At 64.0% G+C, this 23,548-nt stretch carries 23 protein-coding genes; 5 read left to right on the top strand and 18 right to left on the bottom strand.

Going from position 1 to position 23,548, the window contains the following annotated elements:
- Positions 1 to 14: 14 nt before the first annotated feature.
- From ACUN0E_RS42355 to flgB, 4 genes are all read right to left on the bottom strand, one after another.
- The gene (locus ACUN0E_RS42355; RefSeq protein ID WP_445570287.1) at positions 15 to 1,526 is read right to left on the bottom strand and encodes a flagellar hook protein FlgE; all 1,512 of its coding nucleotides are present in this window, start codon (positions 1,524 to 1,526) and stop codon (positions 15 to 17) included.
- A 43-nt stretch (positions 1,527 to 1,569) separates the two neighbouring features.
- Positions 1,570 to 2,301, bottom strand: a complete 732-nt coding sequence (locus ACUN0E_RS42350) for a flagellar hook assembly protein FlgD (protein WP_408226221.1) — start codon at positions 2,299 to 2,301, stop codon at positions 1,570 to 1,572.
- A 10-nt stretch (positions 2,302 to 2,311) separates the two neighbouring features.
- Positions 2,312 to 2,737, bottom strand: coding sequence for a flagellar basal body rod protein FlgC (flgC, locus tag ACUN0E_RS42345; protein WP_408218876.1), 426 nt, complete (start codon positions 2,735 to 2,737; stop codon positions 2,312 to 2,314).
- A gap of 95 nt (positions 2,738 to 2,832) precedes the next feature.
- Positions 2,833 to 3,327 (bottom strand): flagellar basal body rod protein FlgB, encoded by a 495-nt coding sequence (gene flgB / locus ACUN0E_RS42340; RefSeq protein ID WP_445570286.1) that lies wholly within the window; start codon positions 3,325 to 3,327, stop codon positions 2,833 to 2,835.
- Between the two features lie 218 nt (positions 3,328 to 3,545).
- On the opposite strand from flgB, the gene flgA reads away from it, so the two are divergent.
- From flgA to ACUN0E_RS42315, 5 genes are all read left to right on the top strand, one after another.
- Positions 3,546 to 5,093: a flagellar basal body P-ring formation chaperone FlgA gene (gene flgA / locus ACUN0E_RS42335; protein ID WP_445570285.1), complete on the top strand. Its 1,548-nt coding sequence runs from the start codon at positions 3,546 to 3,548 to the stop codon at positions 5,091 to 5,093.
- 198 nt (positions 5,094 to 5,291) lie between these two features.
- Positions 5,292 to 5,645, top strand: a complete 354-nt coding sequence (gene flgM / locus ACUN0E_RS42330) for a flagellar biosynthesis anti-sigma factor FlgM (RefSeq protein WP_408334675.1) — start codon at positions 5,292 to 5,294, stop codon at positions 5,643 to 5,645.
- Positions 5,646 to 5,739: 94 nt separating this feature from the next.
- Positions 5,740 to 6,186, top strand: a complete 447-nt coding sequence (locus ACUN0E_RS42325) for a flagella synthesis protein FlgN (protein ID WP_408226210.1) — start codon at positions 5,740 to 5,742, stop codon at positions 6,184 to 6,186.
- A 308-nt stretch (positions 6,187 to 6,494) separates the two neighbouring features.
- Positions 6,495 to 6,677 carry a type II toxin-antitoxin system HicA family toxin gene (locus ACUN0E_RS42320; protein ID WP_408226207.1) on the top strand — a complete coding sequence of 61 codons (183 nt, stop codon included), beginning with the start codon at positions 6,495 to 6,497 and terminating at the stop codon, positions 6,675 to 6,677.
- Positions 6,674 to 7,084 carry a type II toxin-antitoxin system HicB family antitoxin gene (locus ACUN0E_RS42315; RefSeq protein WP_408226204.1) on the top strand — a complete coding sequence of 137 codons (411 nt, stop codon included), beginning with the start codon at positions 6,674 to 6,676 and terminating at the stop codon, positions 7,082 to 7,084. Before ACUN0E_RS42320 ends, ACUN0E_RS42315 begins: the two co-directional genes overlap by 4 nt.
- A gap of 50 nt (positions 7,085 to 7,134) precedes the next feature.
- On the opposite strand, the gene ACUN0E_RS42310 is transcribed toward ACUN0E_RS42315, so the two are convergent.
- From ACUN0E_RS42310 to cheW, 14 genes are all read right to left on the bottom strand, one after another.
- On the bottom strand, positions 7,135 to 7,869 hold the full coding sequence (locus tag ACUN0E_RS42310) for an RNA polymerase sigma factor FliA (protein ID WP_408226201.1): 735 nt from the start codon (positions 7,867 to 7,869) through the stop codon (positions 7,135 to 7,137).
- A 28-nt stretch (positions 7,870 to 7,897) separates the two neighbouring features.
- On the bottom strand, positions 7,898 to 8,767 hold the full coding sequence (locus ACUN0E_RS42305) for a nucleotide-binding protein (protein ID WP_408226198.1): 870 nt from the start codon (positions 8,765 to 8,767) through the stop codon (positions 7,898 to 7,900).
- On the bottom strand, positions 8,760 to 10,742 hold the full coding sequence (gene flhF / locus ACUN0E_RS42300; protein WP_445570284.1) for a flagellar biosynthesis protein FlhF: 1,983 nt from the start codon (positions 10,740 to 10,742) through the stop codon (positions 8,760 to 8,762). The genes ACUN0E_RS42305 and flhF overlap by 8 nt, the downstream gene beginning before the upstream one ends.
- A gap of 344 nt (positions 10,743 to 11,086) precedes the next feature.
- Positions 11,087 to 13,189 carry a flagellar biosynthesis protein FlhA gene (gene flhA / locus ACUN0E_RS42295; protein ID WP_408334686.1) on the bottom strand — a complete coding sequence of 701 codons (2,103 nt, stop codon included), beginning with the start codon at positions 13,187 to 13,189 and terminating at the stop codon, positions 11,087 to 11,089.
- Positions 13,186 to 14,397, bottom strand: coding sequence for a flagellar biosynthesis protein FlhB (flhB, locus tag ACUN0E_RS42290; RefSeq protein ID WP_445570283.1), 1,212 nt, complete (start codon positions 14,395 to 14,397; stop codon positions 13,186 to 13,188). The genes flhA and flhB overlap by 4 nt, the downstream gene beginning before the upstream one ends.
- A gap of 192 nt (positions 14,398 to 14,589) precedes the next feature.
- Positions 14,590 to 15,888, bottom strand: coding sequence for a DUF3443 domain-containing protein (locus ACUN0E_RS42285; RefSeq protein ID WP_445570282.1), 1,299 nt, complete (start codon positions 15,886 to 15,888; stop codon positions 14,590 to 14,592).
- Between the two features lie 15 nt (positions 15,889 to 15,903).
- Positions 15,904 to 16,449, bottom strand: a complete 546-nt coding sequence (locus tag ACUN0E_RS42280) for a DUF2844 domain-containing protein (protein WP_445570281.1) — start codon at positions 16,447 to 16,449, stop codon at positions 15,904 to 15,906.
- 271 nt (positions 16,450 to 16,720) lie between these two features.
- On the bottom strand, positions 16,721 to 17,395 hold the full coding sequence (gene cheZ / locus ACUN0E_RS42275; protein ID WP_408390953.1) for a protein phosphatase CheZ: 675 nt from the start codon (positions 17,393 to 17,395) through the stop codon (positions 16,721 to 16,723).
- Positions 17,396 to 17,432: 37 nt separating this feature from the next.
- Positions 17,433 to 17,828, bottom strand: coding sequence for a chemotaxis response regulator CheY (gene cheY / locus ACUN0E_RS42270; protein ID WP_408226180.1), 396 nt, complete (start codon positions 17,826 to 17,828; stop codon positions 17,433 to 17,435).
- Positions 17,829 to 17,995: 167 nt separating this feature from the next.
- A complete protein-coding gene (locus ACUN0E_RS42265; RefSeq protein ID WP_408226177.1) occupies positions 17,996 to 19,084 on the bottom strand; it encodes a protein-glutamate methylesterase/protein-glutamine glutaminase in 1,089 nt (362 codons plus the stop codon).
- A 5-nt stretch (positions 19,085 to 19,089) separates the two neighbouring features.
- The gene (gene cheD / locus ACUN0E_RS42260) at positions 19,090 to 19,857 is read right to left on the bottom strand and encodes a chemoreceptor glutamine deamidase CheD (protein WP_408226174.1); all 768 of its coding nucleotides are present in this window, start codon (positions 19,855 to 19,857) and stop codon (positions 19,090 to 19,092) included.
- On the bottom strand, positions 19,854 to 20,864 hold the full coding sequence (locus tag ACUN0E_RS42255; protein WP_445570280.1) for a CheR family methyltransferase: 1,011 nt from the start codon (positions 20,862 to 20,864) through the stop codon (positions 19,854 to 19,856). Before ACUN0E_RS42255 ends, cheD begins: the two co-directional genes overlap by 4 nt.
- Positions 20,865 to 21,068: 204 nt before the next feature.
- The gene (locus ACUN0E_RS42250; protein ID WP_445570279.1) at positions 21,069 to 22,934 is read right to left on the bottom strand and encodes a methyl-accepting chemotaxis protein; all 1,866 of its coding nucleotides are present in this window, start codon (positions 22,932 to 22,934) and stop codon (positions 21,069 to 21,071) included.
- Between the two features lie 77 nt (positions 22,935 to 23,011).
- The gene (cheW, locus tag ACUN0E_RS42245; protein WP_408218826.1) at positions 23,012 to 23,548 is read right to left on the bottom strand and encodes a chemotaxis protein CheW; all 537 of its coding nucleotides are present in this window, start codon (positions 23,546 to 23,548) and stop codon (positions 23,012 to 23,014) included.

The following is a 23,548-nucleotide window of genomic DNA, read 5'->3' as shown; positions in this document are numbered from 1 at the left end:
GAAGTCCCGGTCGCTTACAGGTTGATCAGGGTCTGGTCGACGGTCTGCTGCGTCTTGATCGTCTGCGCGTTCGCCTGATAGTTGCGTTGCGCGGTGATCAGATTCACCAGTTCGCTCGTCAGATCGACGTTCGAGTTTTCCACCGCCCCGCCTTGCAGCACGCCGTGGTTGGTCGCGCCCGGTACCGCAATCTGCGCGACGCCCGATTGGGCGGTCTGCTGGAACTCGTTGTTGCCGAGGTTCACGAGACCGTTCTGGTTCGAGAAGTTCGCGAGCACGATCTGGCCGAGCGCCGCGGTTTGCTGGTTCGAGTAGTTGCCGGTCAGCGTACCGTCGGCGCCGATCGTAAAGCTCGTCAGCGTGCCGGCTGCGTAGCCGTCGGGCTGCAGCGAATTCACGCCGTCCTTGCCGCCGTACTGCGTCGTGCCGGCGATGTTCAGCGTCAGGCTCTGCGGCGTCGACGAGCCATCCGTGGTCGGAATGCCGAAGTTGAACACGAACGGGGTGGTGGTCGCGGTGCCGTCCGCGTTGGTCGTGCCGAGCAGCGTGCCCGACGAATTGAAGTTCGCCTGACCGACGAGGCTCGCCGTGCCGGTCGACGTACCCGCGTACACATTCCACGTACCGGCCGACGTCTTGGCAAAGTACATGTTGACCGTCTGCGAGCCGCCTAGCGAATCGTAGACCGTCGTGCTGGTCGAGTAGTTGTACGTCGACGAGGTGTTCTGGTTGAACGCGACCGGGGTCGGCGCGATTGCGACGCTGTCGCCGTTGGCCGGCGCGCCACTGAACGAGATGGTCTGGCCGTTGCCGAGCTGGATCGCCGTGCCGGCCGTGTACGTAGCAGCCGCGCTTGTCGTGCCGAGCGTGGTGTCGGTGACCGTGTAGGTCGTCGGGCTCGTGAAGTTGACGGTGTAGCTGTCGTTGTTCGTGCCCGAAGCGGTGTTCGTGATCGTCGCGCCGGTGGTGGTGAGCGTGCTGCCCGTGGCGAGGGTCGGCGTCACGGTCGGCGTGCCGAGCATCAGCGGGTCTTGCGCGTTCAGGTTCAGGCCGGCGACGATCTTGGTGGTCGCTTGCGGCGCGATGTTTGCGGTCGGCACGCTGAGCGGCACGGTCTGCGCGGTGTTGATGACGCCCGCGCCATTCGCCGCGTAGCCCATCAGTTGCAGGCCTTGCGCGTTGGTGATGTTGCCGTTCTTGTCGAGCTGGAACACGCCGTTGCGCGAGTAGACCAGCGAGCCGTTGTTCGACATCTGGAAGAAGCCGTTGCCGTTGATCGCGACGTCGAGCGCCTGATTGGTGCTGGTGATCGTGCCTTGCGAAAACTGCTGCTGCACTTCGGAGAGCTTCGTGCCGATGCCGACCTGATTGCCCACCGCGGTCGCCACCGAATTGGCGTACATGTCGGCGAATTGTGCCGCGCCGCTCTTGAAGCCAACCGTATTCGCGTTGGCGATGTTGTTGCCGATCACGTCGAGGTCGCTCGACGACGCTGACAAACCACTCAAACCTTGTTGGTAACCCATGACGGTCTCCGTATCTGGAAAGTCGTAACTGACTGAATCTGAATCAGAGGATGGCGGCGACGCTGGTCAACCCCACCGTCGAACCGTTCGACAGCACGAGGCCCGGCGTACCGTTGCTCTGCATGACGACGCTTTGCACCGTAGCGCCCGCGAGCGTGGTCGCTGTAGCCTGCTGACCGTTGATCGTGCCGACCGCGCTGATCGTGTAGGTGCCGTCGGGCAGCGTGTTGCCGGCCGTGTCGGTCGGCGTCCAGCCCACCGGAATCGTGCCGGCCGACTGCTTGCCGAGGTCGATCGTGTTGACGATCGTGCCCGCCGAGTTCTTCACGACCACCTGCAGATCGCCCACCGAGTTGGCAAGCTGCACGCCGAACGAACTGGCCTTGCCGCTCGCGACCGTCACCGAGCTGCCCGGCGCGAGCACGGTCGAGCCGATCAGCAGCGCGGCTTGCGACTGCTGGCCCGCCGACATCTGCGTGGCGAGCGAGCTCAACGTCGTGTTCAGCTGGCTGATGCCCGACACCGTGTTGATCTGCGCCAGCTGCGACGTCATCTGCGAGCTGTCCATCGGGTTGGTCGGATCCTGGTTCTTCAACTGCGCGACGAGCAGTTGCAGAAAGGTGTTCTGCAGATCGGTCGCCGAAGTGCCCGAGGTGCTGCCGGTCGAGCTGGTGGAACTGCTCGCGCTCGAGGCACTGCTCGTGCCGTTCATCGTATCGAGCAGCGTTTGCGACACGTTCGTGCCGCTGCTGCCGATGGTGGTGTTGGTGGTCAAGGAGCTCTCCTCAGGTTCCGATCGTGAGCGTTTTCAGCATCAGTGTCTTGGCGGTATTCAGGGTCTCGACGTTGGCCTGGTACGAGCGCGAGGCCGAGATCATGTTGACCATTTCCTGCACCGGGTCGACGTTGGGCAGCGTGACGTAGCCGTCCGAATTGGCCGCCGGGTTGCCGGGGTCGTAGGCGGTCTTCATCGGCGTCGGGTCGTCGACCACGCCGGTGACCTGCACGCCGCCGATCTGCTGGCCTGAGCCCGAGCGCGCACCGCCGATCGGGCTGACCGCGAACACGACCTGCTTGGCCTTGTACGGCTGGCCGTCCGGCCCGGTCGTGCTGTCCGCGTTGGCGAGATTCGACGCCGTCACGTTGAGCCGCTGCGACTGCGCTGACATCGCGGAGCCTGCAACACCAAAAATATTCATCAGGGATGGCATGTTTCCTGACCTCCGACCGGTTCGACCCGGCTTCAAGTTAATTCCCGTAGCGATTGTTTCTGCGTACTGCTGTGTTTTTTTGCGGTGCCGGTTATTTACGAGCCCGACGTGATCGCCGCGAGCATCGTTTTGATCTGGCTCGACAGCACCGTCATGCCTGATTCGAAGTGCAACGTGTTGTCCGCGAACTGCACCCGCTCGGTATCGATATCGACCGTGTTGCCGTCGAGCGCGGGTTGCGTCGGAATGCGGTATTGCAGATTGCCGTAGTCGTCAGGGGTGCCACCGGTCGGCGTCAGCGTCGCGTTGCCGGACATGTGGCCTGGCGCGGTCGACACCATCGACATGCCGCTCGTCACCCCGGCGGGTTGCGTCATGGCGAGCGTCGAATTGTTCGAGGCGCCCGCGCCCGACCCGCCGTCAGTCTTTTTCAGCGCGCCGGCCAGCGACGAAGCGAAGTCGACATCGCGTGCCTTGTACCCGGGGGTATCGGCGTTGGCGATATTCGACGACAGCAGTTCCTGCCGGTAAGCGCGCACATCGAGCGCCTGGCGGCCAAAGGCGAATTCGGCATCGAGTTTGTCCAGCATAGAAATCTCCGGAGAACGTTCCCGAGGTTTTCCCGTGCTTGCCTCGCATAAGACCTGCGTCGGCCGGGAAGACCTTTTTGCATGAAGTGCATCTTATGGGCCGAACGCAAGTAGCAATCGGACGAATAACCGGGAAAGGGGGCTTCTATTCAACGTTTGCCCAATGGGGGCGCTCACTAGAATGCAAGGCGTACCGATGCATTCGATGGAGAAACCCGATGGACCAGCCCACCTTCGACCTGACGCACCGCGCAAACCGCGCGGCGGCGCATCGCGTGGGTGTGGGCGTGGTCCGGCGCGCCTCGCGCGGGTCATGCCGTCTTCTGACTCGCCTCGTTGTGAACCTGGCGGTATGGGTTGCCGGTGGCATCGTGCTGCTGCCGGCCACTACGCAGGCTCAACAGGCTCAGGATGCCAGTGGCCCCATCGTGATTCCGGGCCCGGGCGAAAAGAATCCGGCGTCCCTCGCTGATCTCGCCGCGCAGATGCAGGCAACGCCCGCGAAACGCGCGGGGTCCGCTGCGACACTTGCCGCCGCCACCGCGCAGTCGCTGACGCCAGGGCCGGGGGCACGTGACGCCGATCAATTCACGCGTGCCGCCAATGCAAGCGGTTCGATCGTCATTCCGGGCGCGGACGAGCCGCCTGCCGCGCCGCAGATGATCCGCACCAGTTTCAGGCCCGACGCGAACGGGGTCGTGACGATTCCCGCGCCGGGGAACGCCAATGTGGCTGCTGCCGAACCCGCGGCCAGGGTTATTACACGCGTCAATGTCGTGCCAGGCTCGCGTCAGGTCGTGCCGGTCGTGGTGACGCCAGCGTTGAACACCGGGCGGCAAGGTGCCGGCGTGCAACCGGTGGCCGCCAATCCGCCCAGCAACGGTGTCGAAAGCGCAATCGGCACTACACCCACGGCCGGTGGCTTCGACAATCTTGCGTCGCGTGGCGAGCCGCCTCAGTTCGGCGCGAACGGCAAACCCGTCGTGACCACCGCAGTCGCACCAAAGCCTGCGCCGACACCCGCGCCGATGCCGACGCCGCCCGCCACGATCGCCCGCACGCCGTCGATCCGCCAGGTGGCGCCAGCAGTCGCGCAACAGAATCTGCGCCCCGCAGCGGTGGCGCAACCCGCCCCGCCGGCTGGCCAGCAAGACGCCGAAGCGATTCGCAGTGCCGCCCTCGCCTTCCTGCAACAGCAATCGGCGGGCTTGCCCGGCAAGGTCGAAATCACCGTTGCGCCGGCGTTTCCGCGCGGCCTCGCGGTCTGCACGACGCTTGAACCCTTCATGCCCAGCGGCGCGCGCCTGTGGGGCCGCATGACCGTCGGCGTGCGCTGCGCCGGCGAACGGCCGTGGACGATCTATCTGCAAGCGCGCATTTCACTGCACGCCACCTACTATTTGGCCGCCCGCGCGATGGCGCCGGGCGAAGTGCTCACGGCCGCCGACCTCGTCGCGCGCGACGGCGACCTGACCGGTTTGCCGCAGGCAATCGTCACGGATCCGTCGCAGGCCGTTGGCTCGGTGTCGCTCGTGCGCGTCGCCGGCGGCATGCCGCTGCGCCGCGACATGCTGAAAAGCGCGTCGGCGGTGTCGATTGGACAAACGGTGCGGGTCGTCGCAGCAGGTGCAGGTTTCGCGATTTCGGCCGAAGGGAGCGCGATGAACAATGCGTCGCCGGGGCAGCAGGTGCGGGTCAAGACCGCTAACGGCCAGATCATCTCCGGCATCGTCAAGGATGGTTCGACGGTGGAGATTCAACTGTGACACAGCGCGACAACCAGTCTGGCAGCCGGCGCCCCGGTGCGGAATCAGCCGCAACGGCTGGAGCGGCCCGTGCTGTGGATTTCGAGCCCGTCGTGGGGCCGGATCGTGTTGAAAGACAAGGCAAAACCTGGAGCGATTGCGCTAAAGTTTTGATCACCAGCTGCCGTTATCAGGATCAAATCGTTCAGGAAGCCAATCGTGAAAGTCGATTCCACAACCAATTCGAATCTGCCGACGTTGAAAGACGCCTTGTCCCGCTCGCAGCAAAGCGACGCGGCGACTGCGAACAGCAACGCGCAGAATGCGGGCACGAGCTCGCCGACCACCACCACCGGTTCGGGCGACGCCAGCGTCAGCCTGTCGGGTCTGTCGCAGCATCTGCGCAGTCTCGCGGCGTCCGGTTCGGCCGATATCGACACGGCGCACGTCGAGTCGATCAAAGCGGCCATCAAGGACGGCTCGCTGCAGATGGATTCGAGCAAGATCGCCGACGGTGTGCTGAATACCGCGCGCGAACTGTTGCAAAGCAAAACCTCGTCGACCGGCAACTAATCGACGCATCGAAGTACGGTGAATTGCCGGGCGGCATTCGACAAACCCGGCTCGCGAATCATGCGCGAGCCGTCGTGTTCAGCGAGTTGTTGAGATGAAAGACGCCCTGCTTGCCACCCTCATCGAAGAATATTCGGCCGTCGAGGCGTTCGCCTCGATTCTGGCGCTCGAGACCAAGGCACTGACCGCCTTGTCGCCGCTGGAACTGCTGCCGCCGATCGTCGAGAAGAAAACCGAACTGATCGGTGTGCTCGCCACGCTCGAGACCACCCGCGATACGCTGCTCGCGGAAATGGGCTTGCCACCCGGCTGGCCCGGCATGGAACTCGCGGCCGGCGCGGATACGCGGGTCGCCGAGCAATGGGCGCTGCTGCAAAAAGCAGCCGACCGGGCGCGGCACTTCAATACGAGCAACGGTGAACTGATCCGCGTGCGAATGGACTACAACCAGCGCGCGCTGACGGCGTTGCAGGTGGCCGTGCCGCAGAAGACCGGTTTCTACGGACCGGATGGGCGGATTCCGGCACATCCGGCAGCTTGAAGACTCGGCTCGCGTAGTGCGTTTCACGCGCTGACGCATTGAATAGATTGTTTTGAACAGAAAGGGCTCGTCGTCGACGAGCCCTTTTGTTTTTCCCCTTCCGCACAGGGCGCTTAAGCCCTCCTCCAACGCGCGCTGGCCATCCGGCCAGGTAGCGCGGAATCCTCCATCACGTTGAAATCACGGGTTCCCCCACTGCGGTTCTCCGCCGTCATGAGCAGCGTTTCGACGCTGCGTCAGACGAGCCAGGCGGAGCGTTACCCACTAGCGAGGTTGTGTAATCGTGTGTATGATTCGAGGAGTGCAATATGAACAGTGCCGAAGTCGTCAAAGTGATTCAAGCAGATGGCTGGCAGCTGATCCGAATATCGGGCAGTCACCATCATTTCCGGCACGCGGTAAAAACCGGTCTCGTGACCATCCCGCATCCGAAAAAAGATCTTCCGCCCGGCACACTGAACAGCATCTTGAAACAGGCAGGCCTGAAATGAAGAACCTGATTTTCCCGATCGCGATCGAGTCTGGTGACACGCACCATGCGTTCGGCGTGATCGTTCCCGATATTCCGGGTTGTCATTCGGCGGGGGATTCGCTGGAGGAAGCCTACGCGAACGCGAAAGATGCGATTGAGGCGCATCTGGACACGCTGCTCGACGAAGGCTTGCCGATTCCCGACCGGCTGACGCTGGCTGAACATCGGCGCAATCCGGACTACGCGGGTTTTACTTGGGGTTTTGTCACCACGCGGAATATTCCGGCGCTGAAAAAAGCGGTGCGTATCAATATCTCGCTGCCCGAGGCGCTGGTTCACGATATCGACGCTTATGCCCAGGCGCGCGGCATGTCGCGCTCGGCGTTTCTCGCGCTGGCCGCGGAGCATGAGATGGCGGACGCGTAAGAGAAGGCGGACGTTTTGCGCACCGCCGGTCAAACATCAATCCGTCAAACTCACGTCGCCTCGGCGTTCGCCCAGGCCATTTCGCGCAGGCGCGTGCGCAGGCGCGCCACGGCCTGGCTGTGCAACTGGCACACCCGCGATTCACTGACTTCCATCACGGCGCCGATTTCGCGCAGGTTCATGCCGCGTTCGTAGTACAGCGACATCAGCAGCCTCTCGCGCTCCGGCAGGCGGTCGATCGCCTCGATCAGCGCCGAGCGCAAGCTGTCGTCCAGCAGCGCCGACAGCGGATCGGAATGATCGACGCAGTAACGGTCGAGAAACGGCTCGTCGTCCGCGGAACGGTCGAAGTCTTCGTAATAGATCAGCTGGCTGCCGTGCAGGTCCTGGAGCATCGACTGATACTCGTCGAGCGGCATTTGCAGATGCTCGGCGATCTCCGTTTCGCTCGCTGAGCGGCCCAGATTCTGTTCAACCTTGTGCACGGCAGATTCGACTTCGCGCGAAGTGCGCCGCAAGCTGCGTGGCAACCAGTCGTTGCTGCGCAACTCGTCAAGCATGGCGCCGCGAATCCGCTGGCTGGCATAGGTCTCGAACTGCGCGCCCTGGTCTTCCTTGTAGCGGCTCGCCGCGTCCAGCAGTCCGATCATGCCGGCCTGGATCAGGTCGTCAAGATCGACACTCGCCGGCATCTTGGCTACGAGCTGCAAGCCGAGGCGACGCACCAACGGTGCGTACTTCGTCAGAACTTCGGCTTGGGAAATCTTTCCCTGAGCGTTATACATCGTGCTCCCCTTGTCCTTGTGCCGCCTCTCAGGCGTGCTGCGCGGACGGTTGGTCGGCGTGTTGCGCCGCTGTAACTGTCGCAGGCGCCATCCAGGGCGTTTGCGACGACATCGCTGGCCGCATCGGCCAGTACTGCAATTCGGCGGCAAGGTGCCGGAAGTCGCGCGCAGCCGGTGTCGATGGGAAAGCATCGACGACACACCGCGACAACTCCAGGGCTCGCGCCATCCGCGCATCGGCGGCAATACAACCGGCGTCTTCCAGCGCCACCGTCAGGTAGCGTCCGGCCACGCCGGCCAGGTTGACAAAGGCGGTATGCGCGTCGTCCACGCTCTGTACATGGTTCACCAGCACGCGAAACTGCCCGGTGGCGTGTGCGTAGTGCAAACGCTTCATGCACGCGTACGCGTCGGTGATCGCTTGCGCGGCCACCCGCGTGACGATCATCACGTCGTGCGCCTGCATCGCGAGGGGCGAAAGGTGGCCATGCTGGTCGAGTTGCGCATCGATCAGCACGATGTCGGCGGAACCGCGCAACACCACGCCGAACTGCGCGACCGCGTGGCCTTCGCGGTTATTGCGCGAGGCAGTCAGCACGGAGAAACCGAGCGGGTGCCGCGTGGCGGCCTCGTCGAGCGTCATCTGGCCGCGCATCACCGCCGCAAAATTGCCCGCGCTGCGCATGCCGCCAAGCATCGCGCTCACCGATTTCTCGCCGGGACACTCGTCGATCACCAGCACGTCTTTGCCCTGCTGCGCGAGCGCCGCGGCGAGGTTCACCACCGTCGTCGTGCAGCCAACGCCGGCCGAGCCGCCCGTCACCGCAAGCACGCGCGAACCGCTTCTCGCCAGCAGCCGTCGCAGTCCTTCTGCCTGATCGGACATGAACTTATCCAAAGCGGACCTCGTGCAGTTCGGCCGTCGAACGCGCGGACAGCGCGGACAGCAACGCCGGAATGTCGTCGTCGTGCGGCACGAACGGGGAGTTGTCGCGCGGAATGCAGAACGCACTCTTGATCAGGAATTTCTTCGTCGCGACGTACAGGTTCTCCGGCACCTTCTGACCGGTCGACACGTAGTGCACCGGCAGCTTGTAACGGATCACCGTATCGAGCACGCCGCCCAGATTGGTGGCTTCGTCGAGCTTGGTCAGGATGCAGCCGGCGAGCGGCTGTTGGTCCGGCGCACGCTGATAGGCCTGCACGACTTCGTTCAAGGTGTCGCCGTGGCTCGTCGCGTTGAGCAGCAAGAGACGCTGCACCGGCTGACCGGCGCGGCACAGCATCGCGATCTGGTCGGAGACCAGACGGTCACGCTGGCTCATGCCGATCGTGTCGATCAGCACGATGTGTTTATTACGCAGCTCGGAGAGCGCGAGTTGCAGATCGGCGCCGTCTTTCACAGCATGAACCGACACGCCGAGAATCTTGCCGAAGATGCGCAGTTGTTCGTGACCGCCGATCCGGTAGCTGTCGGTGGTGAGGAGCGCCACCTTGCTGGCGCCGAAGCGCATCACGCAGCGCGCGGCGAGCTTGGCGGTGGTCGTGGTCTTGCCGACACCCGTTGGGCCCATCAGCGCGAACACGCCGCCGCGCTCCATCAACGCGTCCTCGTCTTCCATCACCGGCAGGTTCGATTCGAGCACCGAACGCACCCACTCCATGCCGCCGTCCAAGTTTTCGACGTCGTCGGGCAGGTTGTCGACCATCATCTGCACGAGCTGCGCGGAGAAACCGGCGGCGAACAGGTGCTTGGTGAGCGCGGCGCGCGCCGGGGTGCGACGCTGGCGATCGCCCCACATCAGGCCGGCGAAGTGTTCTTCCATCATCCCGCGCATCGACGACAGCTCGCTCATCACGGTGTCGTTGACGACCTGCTCCATGCGCGCCTTGATCGCTTCGGCGATTGAATTGGGCACGCGGGCGTCGTCGCCGGCGGGCAGTGATTGCGCCACTTTCTGCGCGGCGCGGCGCGCGGCGATTTGCGCAGCTTCACGGGCCCACTCGGGCTTATCGGCGGCTTGCTGCATGAGCGGTTGGCCCGCGGCCTGTTGCGAGGCGCGCGAGGCCGGTTGGGTGGCGCGTTGCGCTGCGGCGGGGCCGACTGCGGCGCCGAGGCCTTTGGCCATCGCGGCAGCCGGCGTCATCGCAGCGGCGCGCGCGCTGTACACGCCTTGCTGCGGCTGTTCGGCTGCGATGCGCCGGGCGTGATCGATCAACCAGGGATTCGATTCAGCCATCGTGCGCGGCACATCAGCCGCCGGTGCTGCCGGCACGCCGGCGGCTCTGAGCATGTCGGCGCGGATGTCTTCGGCGAGGCGCGTCGCCGCAGCGCGGGCGCTGGGTTGCTCGATGCTGATCGGTTGCGACAGCGGCGCTGCAGCGGGTGCCACCGCTGCTTTGGGAGCGTTCGGCAGCGCGCCTTTCGGCGCGGCGGGAATGGCGGGCTTCGCGGCGGCAAGCGGCGCATCGCTTGCGACGAAATTCGCAGCCGGGTTTGAAGCAGCGCCAGCGGCGGTCGACGTCATGTTCTCGGCGCCCGCTTCCGGGCTTGCACCGAACACCGACGAGAACACATCGGGCATGCCGCTCGCATACGGGTTCGCTTGCATCACCGGATTGGCGCGCTGTGCGGCGGGCGCGGGCTGTTGTCCTGCCATCGCATTCATCGGCGCGGCCAGCGGTGCGCCTGCGCTGCCGCGCGACGCCTTCGGCGTGATGGCGGCGAGGTCGCTATTGGCCATTGCGACGATCTCGACGCGGCCGTCGTCCATCGTGCGGTTGGACAAAACGACGGCATCCGGGCCCAAGGCTTCGCGCACGAGACGCAGAGCATCGCGACTGGTAGCGCCGACAAATTTACGAATGTTCAAGCTGGACCCCCGATGAGGTAGACGGACTGACTAACGGACCGGCAACATACCGCTTCCCATTGAGATCATTATTGCGAAACCCGTCGAGTGACGATCGATGGATAAAGACCGTTAAAGGTGGGTAATTCGGGCGATGGAAACGCGCCGCAAGTCACGCGCATGGCAATTTTAAACAGGCTCGCCGTGCGCGTCCGGCGGCGCTTCCGCGGGCGAAGCATGACCTTCGCCGCCTGCTTGCGGCACGAAAAGTTAGACGCCGAAATGAAAACCGGCGCTCAGGGAGCGCCGGCGGAACCATCGGTCTGGAAAGCTGCGGCTGACTGTCGGGTCCAGCCCGGCCGGATTTAACCGTGCGCGCCGATCAGATTCACTACCTTGATATTGCGTGTATCCGGCACTTCCGCATAAGACAGCACCTTCAGTTGCGGCAGGCTGCGGCGCAGGAAACGCGCGAGCATCGGCCGCAGCGCGTGCTGCACCAGCAGCACGGGTGACAGACCCAGATTCTGCTGGCGCGTCATAGCCTTCTGCGTTTCGTTCAGCAGCGTGTGCGCGAGGCCCGGTTCGAGGCCCGGATTCGAGCCGGTAGAAAGCGCCTGCGACAATACCCGCTCCAGATTCGAATCGAGGCCCATCACCTGCATGTCGCCCACGCCGGGGAACCACTGCTGCGTAATCGCGCGGCCCAGCGAGAGGCGCACGGCGGCGGTGAGATCGTGCGCGTCGGTGATCTTCGGCGTGTGTTCGGACAGGGCTTCGAGAATCGTGCGCATGTCGCGGATCGGCACGCCTTCTTCCAGCAGGTTTTGCAGCACCTTTTGCAGCGTGGTGAGCGGCAGCGACTTCGGCACCAGATCGTCGACCAGCGACGGCGTGTCCTTCTGCATCCGCTCCAGCAGCGCCTGCACTTCGCGGCGGCCGAGCAGTTCGGACGCATGCGTGACCACCAGGTGATTCAGGTGGGTGGCCACCACCGTGCTCGAATCGACCACCGTATAGCCATACACCTGCGCCTGTTCGCGCAGATTCGTATCGATCCAGATCGCCGGCAAACCGAACGCAGGGTCTTGCGTTGGCGTGCCCGGCAGCGCGGCGGATACCTGCCCCGGATTGATCGCCAGCCACTGCCCCGGATACGCTTCGCCGACGCCCACTTCGACGCCCTTAAGCGCGATCCGGTAGCCGTTCGGCCGCAATTCGAGGTTATCGCGGATGTGAATCACCGGCGGCAGGAAGCCGATTTCCTGCGCGAACTTCTTGCGGATGCTCTTGATCCGCTTGAGCAGTTCGCCGTCCGAGTTCTTGTCGACGAGCGGAATCAGGCGGTAGCCCACTTCGAGACCGAGCGTATCGATCATCGTCACGTCGTCCCAGCTCGCTTCGGTGTTTTCCACCGGGGCCATTGCGGCCGGTGCGACGTCGACGAGCGTCGCGCTGTTCTTGCGTGCCTCGCTGCGCTTTTTCATCGTGCGACCGAGCTGGATCAGACCGCCGCCGAGAATCAGAAACGCGAAATGCGGCATGCCCGGAATCAGGCCCATCAACACCAGAATGCAGCCCGTGATCACCAGCACGCGCGGATTCGTGAAGAGCTGGCCGGTCAGCTGGGTGCCGATGTCTTCGTTGGTCGCGACGCGCGAGACGATCACACCGGCCGCCGTCGAAATCACGAGCGACGGGATCTGTGCGACGAGGCCGTCACCAATGGTCAGCAGCGTGTAGTTCTTGCCCGCGGACGCGAAGTCCATGTTGTGCTGAACCATCCCGACGATCAGCCCGCCGATGATGTTGATCACCATGATCAGCAAACCGGCGATCGCATCGCCGCGCACGAACTTGCTCGCGCCGTCCATCGAACCGTAAAACTCGGCTTCCTGGGAAACCTCGAGACGGCGCTTGCGGGCCTGTTCTTCGTTGATGAGGCCGGCGTTCAGGTCGGCGTCGATCGCCATCTGCTTGCCGGGCATCGCATCGAGCGTGAAGCGCGCGGACACTTCCGCGATCCGCCCCGCGCCCTTGGTGATCACCATGAAGTTGATGACCATCAAGATGATAAAGACGACGATACCGACCGCAAAGTTGCCGCCCACGAGGAAGTGGCCGAACGACTCGATCACCTGCCCCGCCGCGTCCGGGCCGGTATGGCCTTCGAGCAGCACAACCCGCGTGGACGCCACGTTCAGCGACAGGCGCAGCAAGGTCGAGAACAGCAGCACGCTTGGGAAAGCGGCGAAGTCGAGCGGCTTCATCGTGTACATGCTGACGAGCAGCACCATCACGGAAAGCGCGATGTTGAAGGTGAACAGCAGATCCAGCAGAAACGGCGGCAACGGCAAAATCATCATGCCGAGGATCATGCAGATCAGCACCGGCCCGGCGAGGGCACGCAAATTGGTGCCGCTCAAGGCATCCGGCCGTCGGGACAGGAATCCGGCGCGAGCGTTCATGCGGAGGCTCCTGGAGCGTCGTCGTTAGCGGGGTTAAGCGTGTCGGCGGCTTCCTGCTCGGCCTCATCGTCCGATATGCCGCCCTTGTCGAGGTCCGCCGGCACGTCGAAGTCGGTCGGTGCGACCGGCGCGACGCCGCCTTCGGTGTTGAAACGCCGCAACTGATACACCCACGCGAGCACTTCGGCGACCGCGCCATAGAGCGGCCCCGGAATCTCGCGGTTCAGTTCGACGTTGTGATACAGCGCACGCGCGAGCGGCGGCGCTTCCAGCAGCGGCACGTTGTTCTCGGCGGCGATCTCGCGAATCCGCGCGGCCACCAGATTCACGCCCTTGGCGACCACCTTCGGTGCGCGCATCTCGCCGTCGGTGTACTGCAGCGCGACCGCGAAGTGCGTCGGGTTGGTCACCACCACATCGGCCTTCGGCACGTGCGTCATCATGCGACGGCGGGCAATGGCGCGCTGTTGCTGGCGAATCCGGCCTTTGACGTGCGGATCGCCTTCGCTTTCGCGATGTTCGCGCTTCACTTCTTCCTTCGTCATGCGCAGTTTCTTGTGGAACTGCCAGAGTTGATACGGCACATCGAGCGCGGCCACGACGAACATGCCCGCCACTGTCATGCCGCAGCACACTGCGATCAGATGCACGGTGTTGGCGAGCGCAAGCTGGATCGGCTGGGTGGCCAGCGCAAGAATTTCTTCGCGGCGATTCCAGATCGCCGTGCCGCCGATGATGCCTACCACGAGCGTCTTCGCCAGCGACATGCCGAGCTGGATCGGTCCGTTGATCGAGAAAATCTTGCCCAGCCCTTCGATCGGATTGAGCCGGTTGAACTTGGGCTCGAGTCCTTTCGACGACAACTGCCAGCCGCCCAGCGCCATCGGCGCGAGCAGGGCGGCGGCGCCGGTGAAGGCCAGAACCGGCAGCAGCGCATACAGGCCTTCGCGGCTCGCGGCGCCCGCCCCGATCATCATGCGGCGGGTTTCGAACGCGGTGGCATGGTCGAACGTGAAGGCCGAGCGCAGCATGCCCTGCAAATGCTCGCCGATGCTGGTGGACATGCCCCATACGCCGAAGAATCCCGCTGCCAGCAGCGCAAACGTCGACAGCTCCCGCGAACGCACGATCTGCCCTTCCTCGCGCGCCTTTTGCAGGCGCCGGGGAGTGGCTGATTCGGTTTTTTCGAGGTCGCTATCCTCTGCCACAAACGCTCTCCAGTCGGCTGAGGCACGGCGCCTCTTTCCAGTGAGAGCGATTATTCCCGGTCGACGCAAGCGACGATCGGCGGATAAGGGCGGAGAAAGGGGGGTATTTCGAGGGATCGAGCAGCCGGCAAGCCGCGTGGCGCGGCTTGCCGGTGGGGTTCGGGCGATTCTCAGCCCGGGCGACGGACCGACTTAGAAGCCGACGTAAGGCGCCTGACCGCCGCTCGCCGTCCGATCGAAGCCGTAGTACATGTGACGGCCATAAAAGAACGGCAAACCGAGATCGAAGCTGCTGCTGCCGCCGATCTGCCCAGCCAGATCGTTGAACGCGTAGTTGCTGCTCGTGCTGAACAGCGTGGCCGCGCTCAGGATGCCGATGCTGACGCTGGCTGTCGTACTGCTCGCGCCGGCCAGGGTAATCGACCGGGTTTGCGCGGTCGACGGGCAATAGAACCCGGCGTAGTTACTGCTGCACAGCGCGAGCGAGCTATCGGCGAAGAAGTAGCCGTTCGAACCTGAATCGAAGAACGCCTGCACCGTCGTGCCGTTATAGACGCTGTTGTTCAGATCGCCGTAGCCATCGGTGGTGAAGGTCTGCGTAGCCGCCAGCGTATTGTTCGACTGTGTGCCGATGCCGAACACCAGCGTGCCGGTGGCCGATGGCGCGCCGGTATTCGGCACAGGCGGCATCTGCACGATCACGCCGTTGTTGTCGGCTGCGAAGTTGGCGACCGGATTGGCGACCTGCTGGGTGAGCGGCACCGCGGTACGGGCGCAGGAGGCGCCGCCCGGACACGCGAAATAATTACTGTAGGTGGCGGCGGTTGTCGCATTCGCGCAGGTTGCGCCGCAATCCATGAGCGCCGTGCCAATGCCGAGAATGCCGTTGGCGCCGAGATCGCTGACGGTGTTTTCCGCCGAGCCGCTGCAGCCCTTCGACGGCACGGTGCTTGAGGCCATGTCGCCGATGATCTGCACCGGGATGCCCGCGGTTGTCGTCTCGCCGCCGATCGCCACGGTCGCCGTGCGCACCGTGCCCCACGTGTAGCCATCCGCAAAGGTCGCGCACTCGGCGAGTTGCGCGCCGCTGCCGGTCACTGTGCTGACCGGCAACGCTTGCAGCAACGACGCATTCAGCACCGAGCTGACCACACGCAGCCCGAACGAACCGGTATCGACCTGGATGTTGTTGATGGTCTGACAGTTGGACGTCGAACCCGGCGCGCATACCGTTACGCTAACCGTCGGAATATTGATGACGCCGTTTACACCCTGTGCGACCGTGATCGGCACGGTGTTCGCCGCAGTTGCGGCGATCGGTTGCTGGGTCGGGCTGGCCGGCAGCGAGCCGCCGTTCAGCGTGGTCGGCGAATTGGAACTGGAGCTGCTGCCGCCACCGCCGCCGCAGGCGGCCACCACCGACAGCAGCGCCACGGCCACGACGGCCTGCATCCAGCCCCTGAGCTTCACAGCACTTTGCATGGTTCGCATCGTTCGTCCTCGCCCTTACTGGATGTCGGAACCGCTGACGCCGGCGGGCAACGCCGGCGGCAACCAGGCCTGACCGTTGAACGCGCCCATATGGCCGCCGGAGCGGACCACGAGGCTGCTCTGGTCGACCGCAACGGGGCCATGACCGCCTCCGCGCGCCGCACGCGCGGCTTTTACCCCGGCGACGTACTGCGGGAAATAGCTGCCAAGCAGATCGTTGAGATCCGGCATTTGCGGACCACGCCAGGCGATGCCGAAGACCGAACCATCCGCAGCGAGGTATTCATGCACCACCGTGCCGTTGCCGAGCGTGGTTTCACGCACGGTATAGGACGCGGAAGCCGAGGTGGAAGACGCAGCGCCCGATGCAGAATGCATCACGCTTTGAGCGGCCGTTGCCGAGCTGGTGCCGGGCTGCACGGTGCGGGAAGAAACCGATGCATCCGCAGGGGGTGTCATCGGAGCGCCGCCCAGTCCCGCATAAGCGGACTGCACGGCTGACAGCGAACAGGGTAATGCAAGCGCCATAACGAAACCGGCGCGGCGTACACGACTCCACATGACAATGCTCCTCCCGAGCTGCTGCTGCTCGGCTCGCACCTCGTGCGAACCGGCCGCATGTATGCAGATCATACGACACCGCTGCGGTCGCACTCAGGAGGGGATACCTTACCGTGCCACCGACCGGTGAATGTTTCTCACCGGCACACCGTGCCGCTGCTTGAGCCCGTAGTATGCCTGTGGTTTGTGTCGGCAGGCAGCAAGCGCACGCGGCAGCGTGGCTTGCGGCACATACCGGTCCGGCTTCGCGCCCTTGCGGGCGGCCGGCGGGTCAGAAGCCGAGGCTCGCCAGCAGATCGTCGACCTGCGACTGATCCTGCATCACATCCGCCTTGCCTTCCGGATTGATCTGCGGACCATTCAGCAGATGTTCGGGGCTGCCGGTGGACGAGGGCTCGGCCGCCAGCGCCGCCGCATGCGCCGCGAACTGTTCGCGCCGCTCGAGCGCGATGTTCTCGACCAGCACGCCGAGCAGCTGCTGCTCGATCAGGTACACGACATCCGTAATCTTCTTGATGACCTGACCGGTCAGATCCTGGAAGTCCTGCGCCAGCATGATCTCCATGAGCTGCGCGTTGGTCGCGCCCGTCGCCTCGGGCACGCCGCGCAAAAAGCTCCGCGTGTCATTCATCAACGCGCGCACTTCTTCGCGTTCGATCGGAGCCGCATACCACTGCTCCCAGCGCGCGTCGAGCTCGCCCGCGTCCTGCTGCAATTGCGTCTGGATCGGCTTGGCGACGTCGATCGAGGACAGCACGCGCTCGGCTGCCTGCTCGGTCATGGTCGCGATGTACTTCAAACGGTCGCGAGCATCGGGTACGGCTTCCGCCGCGCGCTCGACATGCTTGTCGAGCCCAAGCTCGCGCATGGAGTCGCGCAGCGTGCGCGTCAGTTGTCCGATACGGGCGAGGATACGGTCGGACGCGAAGTCACCGGTCTCGCTCATCGCGTCAGCGCCTTGCGCGTTGGTCGGCAGATTCACATCAGCTCCCGGCTTTAGCCATCTTCTCGATAATCTTGTTGAGCTTCTCGTCGAGCGTCGCGGCCGTGAACGGCTTGACGACATAACCGCTCGCGCCGGCCTGTGCCGCCGCGATAATGTTCTCTTTCTTCGACTCGGCCGTGACCATCAGCACCGGCAGATGCGTCAGGTGGGCGTCGGCGCGGATTTCCTTGAGCATGGCCAGACCGTCGAGATTCGGCATGTTCCAGTCGGAGATCACGAAGTCATACGTACCGCCGCGCAAACGCGAGAGACCGGCCTGACCGTCTTCCGCCTCGTCGACGTTGGAGTAGCCAAGCTCTTTGAGCAGGTTGCGAACGATCCGGCGCATCGTCGGAAAGTCGTCAACTATCAGAATCTTCATTCCCTTATCCATTTCATTCCCTTTGCTTGATCCATGATGCGGCGCATGACCGCCAGTTCAATCCGATCCGTGTCGACCGGAGTTCGCGCTTTAGCGCGCTACTCCGGTCCCATGCAAGGCTGTCGACCGGAGTTGCTTACCCCGGTCCCATGCCTGGCGCTCGCCGTCAGGCGCGCGCATCATACCCGCTGTACGCGCTCGCCCATCGACGACAGACGCGCCATCACACGACGGCTCATTTCCGGCAGCGAGGCAATTTCGTCCGCCGCGCCAAGCGCAATCGCTTCGCGCGGCATGCCGAACACGATACAGCTCGCTTCGTCCTGCGCGAGGGTGTACGCCCCCGCTTTTTTCATATCCAGCAGCCCGGCGGCGCCGTCGCGCCCCATCCCGGTCAGGATCACGCCGACCGCGTTCTTGCCCGCATGCTGCGCGGCCGAACGGAACAGCACATCCACCGACGGACGGTGCCGGTTCACCGGCGGCTCGTCCGACAGATGCGCGATATAGTTCGCGCCGCTGCGGGCCAGCAACAGGTGAGCGTGGCCGGGCGCGATATACGCATGTCCCGGCAGCACGCGTTCGCCGTGCTCTGCCTCTTTAACGGTAATCCGGCACAAACCATTAAGGCGTTGCGCAAAAGATTTTGTGAAACCCGGCGGCATATGCTGCGCGATCAGCACGGCGGGTGCATCCGGCGGCAGCGGCACCAGCACTTCGCGGATCGCTTCGGTGCCACCCGTCGACGCGCCGACGATGATCAGCTTCTCGGTACTGAGCAGCGGGTTGTTGAAGAGCGGCGTGGCAGCGGCAGGCGCATGCGCGGCGTGCGTCGCCGCGTGATGTACCGGTGCTGTCTGGCGCACGCGGGCGCGGGCGGCGGCGCGAATCTTGTCGGCGAGCTTTTCTGAGTAGTCCAGCATGCCGTCGCGAATGCCGACCTTCGGCTTGGTGACGAAGTCGACTGCGCCCAATTCAAGCGCGCGCAGCGTGATTTCATTGCCGCGCTCGGTCAGCGACGACACCATCACGACCGGCATCGGCCGCAGACGCATCAGCTTCTCGAGGAAGTCGAGGCCGTCCATGCGCGGCATTTCGACGTCGAGCGTCAGCACGTCCGGGTTGTGCTGCTTGATGAGTTCACGCGCGACGAGTGGGTCGGGCGCGGTCGCCACGACGGTCATGTCCGGCTGGCCGTTGATGATTTCCGTCATCAGGCTGCGGATCAGCGCCGAATCGTCGACGCACAGTACTTTGATTTTTTGCACAGCGCTCACGCCTCCTCTGTAGTTCTGGCGTTGTTTGAATTAATCGGGCGCGAGCTTGCGCCGAACAGTTCGATGCGCGGCTTCGCTGTGCCGGCCGCGCCGCCTGCATTCGCGCCGAACAGTTCGATCTTCGGCCGTGCGGCTGCCGGCGTCGAAAACAACTCGACCCGCTTGCGCGCGGCAGCAAGCCGCTCGGCACGCGCCTCGGCGCTCTGCCGCATGAGCGCCTGCTCGCGCTCGGCCACACCCGCTTCCTGCTGCAGGCGCAATTTCTTCACCATCACCTGACCGGTGCGCGGCATGAACGCGACCTTGCGCGGATGCGAGCCCTGCAAATCTTCCGCGACGATGCGGATCTTTTCGAGCGCGAGATACCGGCGCACGAATTCGGAATTGCGGTCGCCGATGTTCATCGTCGTCATACCGGCCAGCACCGCACCGCCGCCGAACACCTTGGCTTCGAAACGCTCGCGCCGCCCGCCCGCCTTGATCAGCTCGTTGATCAGCACTTCCATCGCGTACGCCCCGTAGCGCATTGAATCCGACGCGGGCTGGCCGGCGTCCGCGCCGTCGTCGGGCAGCATGAAATGGTTCATGCCGCCGATGCCCGCCGTACGATCCTGGAGGCAGGCCGCGACGCACGAACCGAGTACGGTGACCAGCACCATGTCTTGGTCGGTCGTGTAAAACTCGTTCGGCAACAGCTTCACGCCTGGGCGTTTGAAGTGGTTGTCGAAGTACAGATTGGTGGCAATCGGCAAGGCGCTGCTCATACTGTCACCCCGCTAGTCGTTGCGCTGCCGGCATGGCTCGTGGCACGCGCCGGCGTGCGCGCAGCGCCCGTGTCGCGCGTCAGTTCGTAGACAGTCTGGCTGCGCAGCTTGAACGCCTGCGTCACATACGTGAAGTTTTCCGAGTGCCCGGCAAACAGCAAGCCACCCGATTTCATCAGCGGCTCGAAGCGCGCGAGCACCTGCGCCTGCGTCGGCTTGTCGAAATAGATCATCACGTTGCGGCAGAAGATCGCGTCGAACTGCGAGCGCAACTGGTAATCGCGGTCGGTCAGATTCAGTTGTTCGAAGCGCACCATCGCGCGCACTTCCGGGCGCACCTTGACCAACCCGGCGTGCGCGCCGGTGCCTTTCAGGAAGAAGCGCTTGAGCCGCTCAGGCGAGAGATGCTTCACCTGATCGAACTGATACATGCCGGCTTCGGCTTTCGCCAACACCTGCGTGTCGATGTCGGTAGCGAGCACGGTGGCCTGACGCGCGCCGCTGTCGCCGAGCGCTTCGATCAGCGTCATCGCGATCGAATACGGCTCCTCACCGGTCGAAGCCGCCGAGCACCACACCGACACCGGCTGCGCACGGCGCGGTACGAAGTCGGCAAGGATCGGGAAGTGATGGGCTTCGCGGAAAAACGCGGTCAGGTTGGTGGTCAGCGCATTGGTGAACGCTTCCCACTCGGCCGGATCGTTCTCCGCTTCGAGCAGATCGAGGTACTGTTTGAAGGTTTCGAGGCCGCGGGCGCGCAGCCGGCGCGCCAGACGGCTGTACGCCATGTCGCGCTTGTGATCCGACAGCGAAATGCCTGCACCGCGATGAATCAGATCGCGAATGCGAGCGAAATCCGCCGACGTGAATTCGAAATCCCGACCTTGCTCGCCGGATCTGGCCGGTTCCATCCGCTCGGGACGTGCCGGTTGCGGAGGTGCCGCTTGCGGACCTGCCGGTTGCGGACGTGCCGGTTGCGGACGTTGCTGTGCGCGCGTTGCCATCATGAAAGTCCCTGCCTGCAATACGAGCCATCCGGCTTTTCGCCCAAAGGAATGCCTTGGACGAAAGGGATTATGTTCGCGGGGTCGCGCCTGCCCACGAGTTCTGCTAACACACGGTCGGCCCGCGACACGCTTTGTAAGCGTGCTTCGATGATTCGCCCCTCAAGGAGCGAGATGTCGAATGACCGCATGTCGTTGTGCCGCTTTCTAGAACGTTTCCCAGTCCGCGTCCGACCCTGCCGTCGCCGCGCCTGCTGCGGCCGGACGTGCTGCGAATTCGGAAGCGGCGCGGGCCGTTTTCGGTTTGAGAGCCGGTTCGACACGCGCGGCATCGGCACCATGAGTGGCCGCAGCCGGCGCTGCACGTGTTGCTGTGTTTGCTGCGGGTTGCGTTGCCGTGTGTGCGCGCGTTTGCGGCGCCGCTTTGGCGGGCTGCACGTGCGGGCTGCCACTCTTGCTGCCGTTCGGGCGTGCCGCAGTGTGCGGAAGGGCTGCAGCCGCCGTGCTACGCGTCTGACCTCCGGCCACCTTCCAGCCGTTCACCACCGCCTGCAACTGACGCGTTTGCTCTTCGAGCGACGCAGCCGCTGCTGCCGCCTGTTCGACCAGCGCGGCGTTCTGCTGCGTCACTTCGTCCATCTGCACGACCGCGCGATTCACCTGTTCGATGCCGCCCGATTGCTCTTCGGAAGCCGCGCTGATTTCGCCCATGATGTCGGTCACGCGGCGCACCGCCTGCACGATCTCTTCCATCGTGCTGCCCGCGCGGCCGACCAGTGCCGAGCCGCTTTGCACCTTGTCGACCGAGTCGCCGATCAGTTCCTTGATTTCCTTCGCGGCGCTCGCGCTGCGCTGCGCGAGGCTGCGCACTTCGCCTGCGACCACCGCGAAACCGCGGCCCTGCTCGCCTGCCCGCGCGGCTTCGACTGCCGCGTTCAGTGCAAGAATGTTGGTCTGGAATGCAATGCCTTCGATCACGCCGATGATGTCGACGACCTTGTTCGAACTGGTCGCAATACCCTGCATCGTCGTAACGACCTGGCTCACCACATCACCACCGTGCGTCGCGATATCGGACGCGTTGACAGCCAGTTGGCTCGCCTGACGCGCGTTCTCGGCGTTCTGCCGCACGGTGCCGGTCAGCTGCTCCATGCTCGATGCGGTTTCCTGCAGCGACGCAGCCTGCTGTTCGGTGCGTTGCGACAGATCGGTGTTGCCCATGGCGATTTCGCGCGCGCCGGTGTCGATCGATTCGGTGCTGCTGTGAACTGCCCTCACCATCGTCGCCAAGCTGTCCTGCATCCGCTTGATGCCGGCGAAGAGGCGGCCGATTTCGTTGCGGCTGAATACTTCGATTGTTTCGGACAGATCACCCGAAGCGATCCGTTCGAAGCACGCCGTTGCATCGTTCAGCGGCTGCACGATCAGGCCGCGCAGCGCGAAGCGAATGCCCACCACCAGCAGTAGCGCGATTGCGGTGACGCCGATGATCAGCGTGGTCATCAGCGAAATGTTCGATTGCGCGCTCGCCTGCTGATCCACGGCGCCTTGCTGCAATGCCTTGATGACCGCCGATGCGGCGCCGTCGTAGGCAATGAACATCGGGCTGATCTTCGTATCGGCAATCGCGTGATAAGCGGCCATGTCGTTCGCGTTGAGCGCTGCGAACTCCGGATCGACGCCTTCATGCATCACCGCCGTACGCTTGGCGACCACGTCGTCGAGAAGCGCCTGATCGATGCCGTTCTTCGGCGCATCGAGATAAATCTGCCAGTTCTGATTGCCCTTGGTCAGCAGCTCCTGCGCGCGATCGATCGCTTTCTTCGCTTCATCCGCATTGCCTGCGGCCGACAGCGTGTTGAAGCGGTCCACCGCGAGACGCGAACGCAACAGGTACGACGAAGCATCGTCGAGCGCGTGAATGGCCACCAGATCGCCGCGCGTAATACGGTCGAGCGACTGGCTCGCACCGTTCAGTGCGGTTAGACCAAGCGCGCCGACCACAACGGTCAGCGCCACCAGAATGATCCCCACCATCGTCAACGATGTGCGAATCGACCACCTGCTCACCATCTCGTGCTCCCTGTTCGATCTATCTTTCGTACGGCGCGTATCGACACGTATCGACACGTATCGACGCGCGTTGACGCTTAGGCGCTAAGCGTTTCGATCAGCGCCATTTCGCGGCTGGTCATCAGCTTCTCGATGTCCATCAGGATCAGCATGCGGCCGTCGACGGTGCCCAGACCCGTGAGGTACTCGGTCGTCAGCGTGGCGCCGAATTCCGGCGCCGGCATGATCTGGTCGGCGGCGAGCGTCAGCACATCCGACACGCCGTCCACCACCATCCCGACCACGCGATGCGCGACGTTCAGGATGATGACTACGGTCTGGTGGTCGTATTCGACGCGCCCCAGGTGAAACTTGATGCGCATGTCCACGATCGGCACGATGATGCCGCGCAGATTGATCACGCCTTTGATGAACTCAGGCGCATTCGCGATACGCGTCACGTTGTCGTAGCCGCGGATTTCCTGCACCTTGAGAATGTCGATGCCGTACTCTTCGGCGCCGAGCGTGAAAACGAGGAATTCCTGACCGCCGGCGTCTGCCTGCTGCGCGTCGCGGCGGCCATTCGTACCGCTTGCGTTCGAAACGCTCGAATTGATGGATTGGACTTCTGCCAC

The organism is Paraburkholderia sp. D1E (assembly GCF_052682275.1).
Note: the sequence above shows the minus strand (reverse complement) of the source record. Positions and strands in the feature narration are given on the sequence as shown.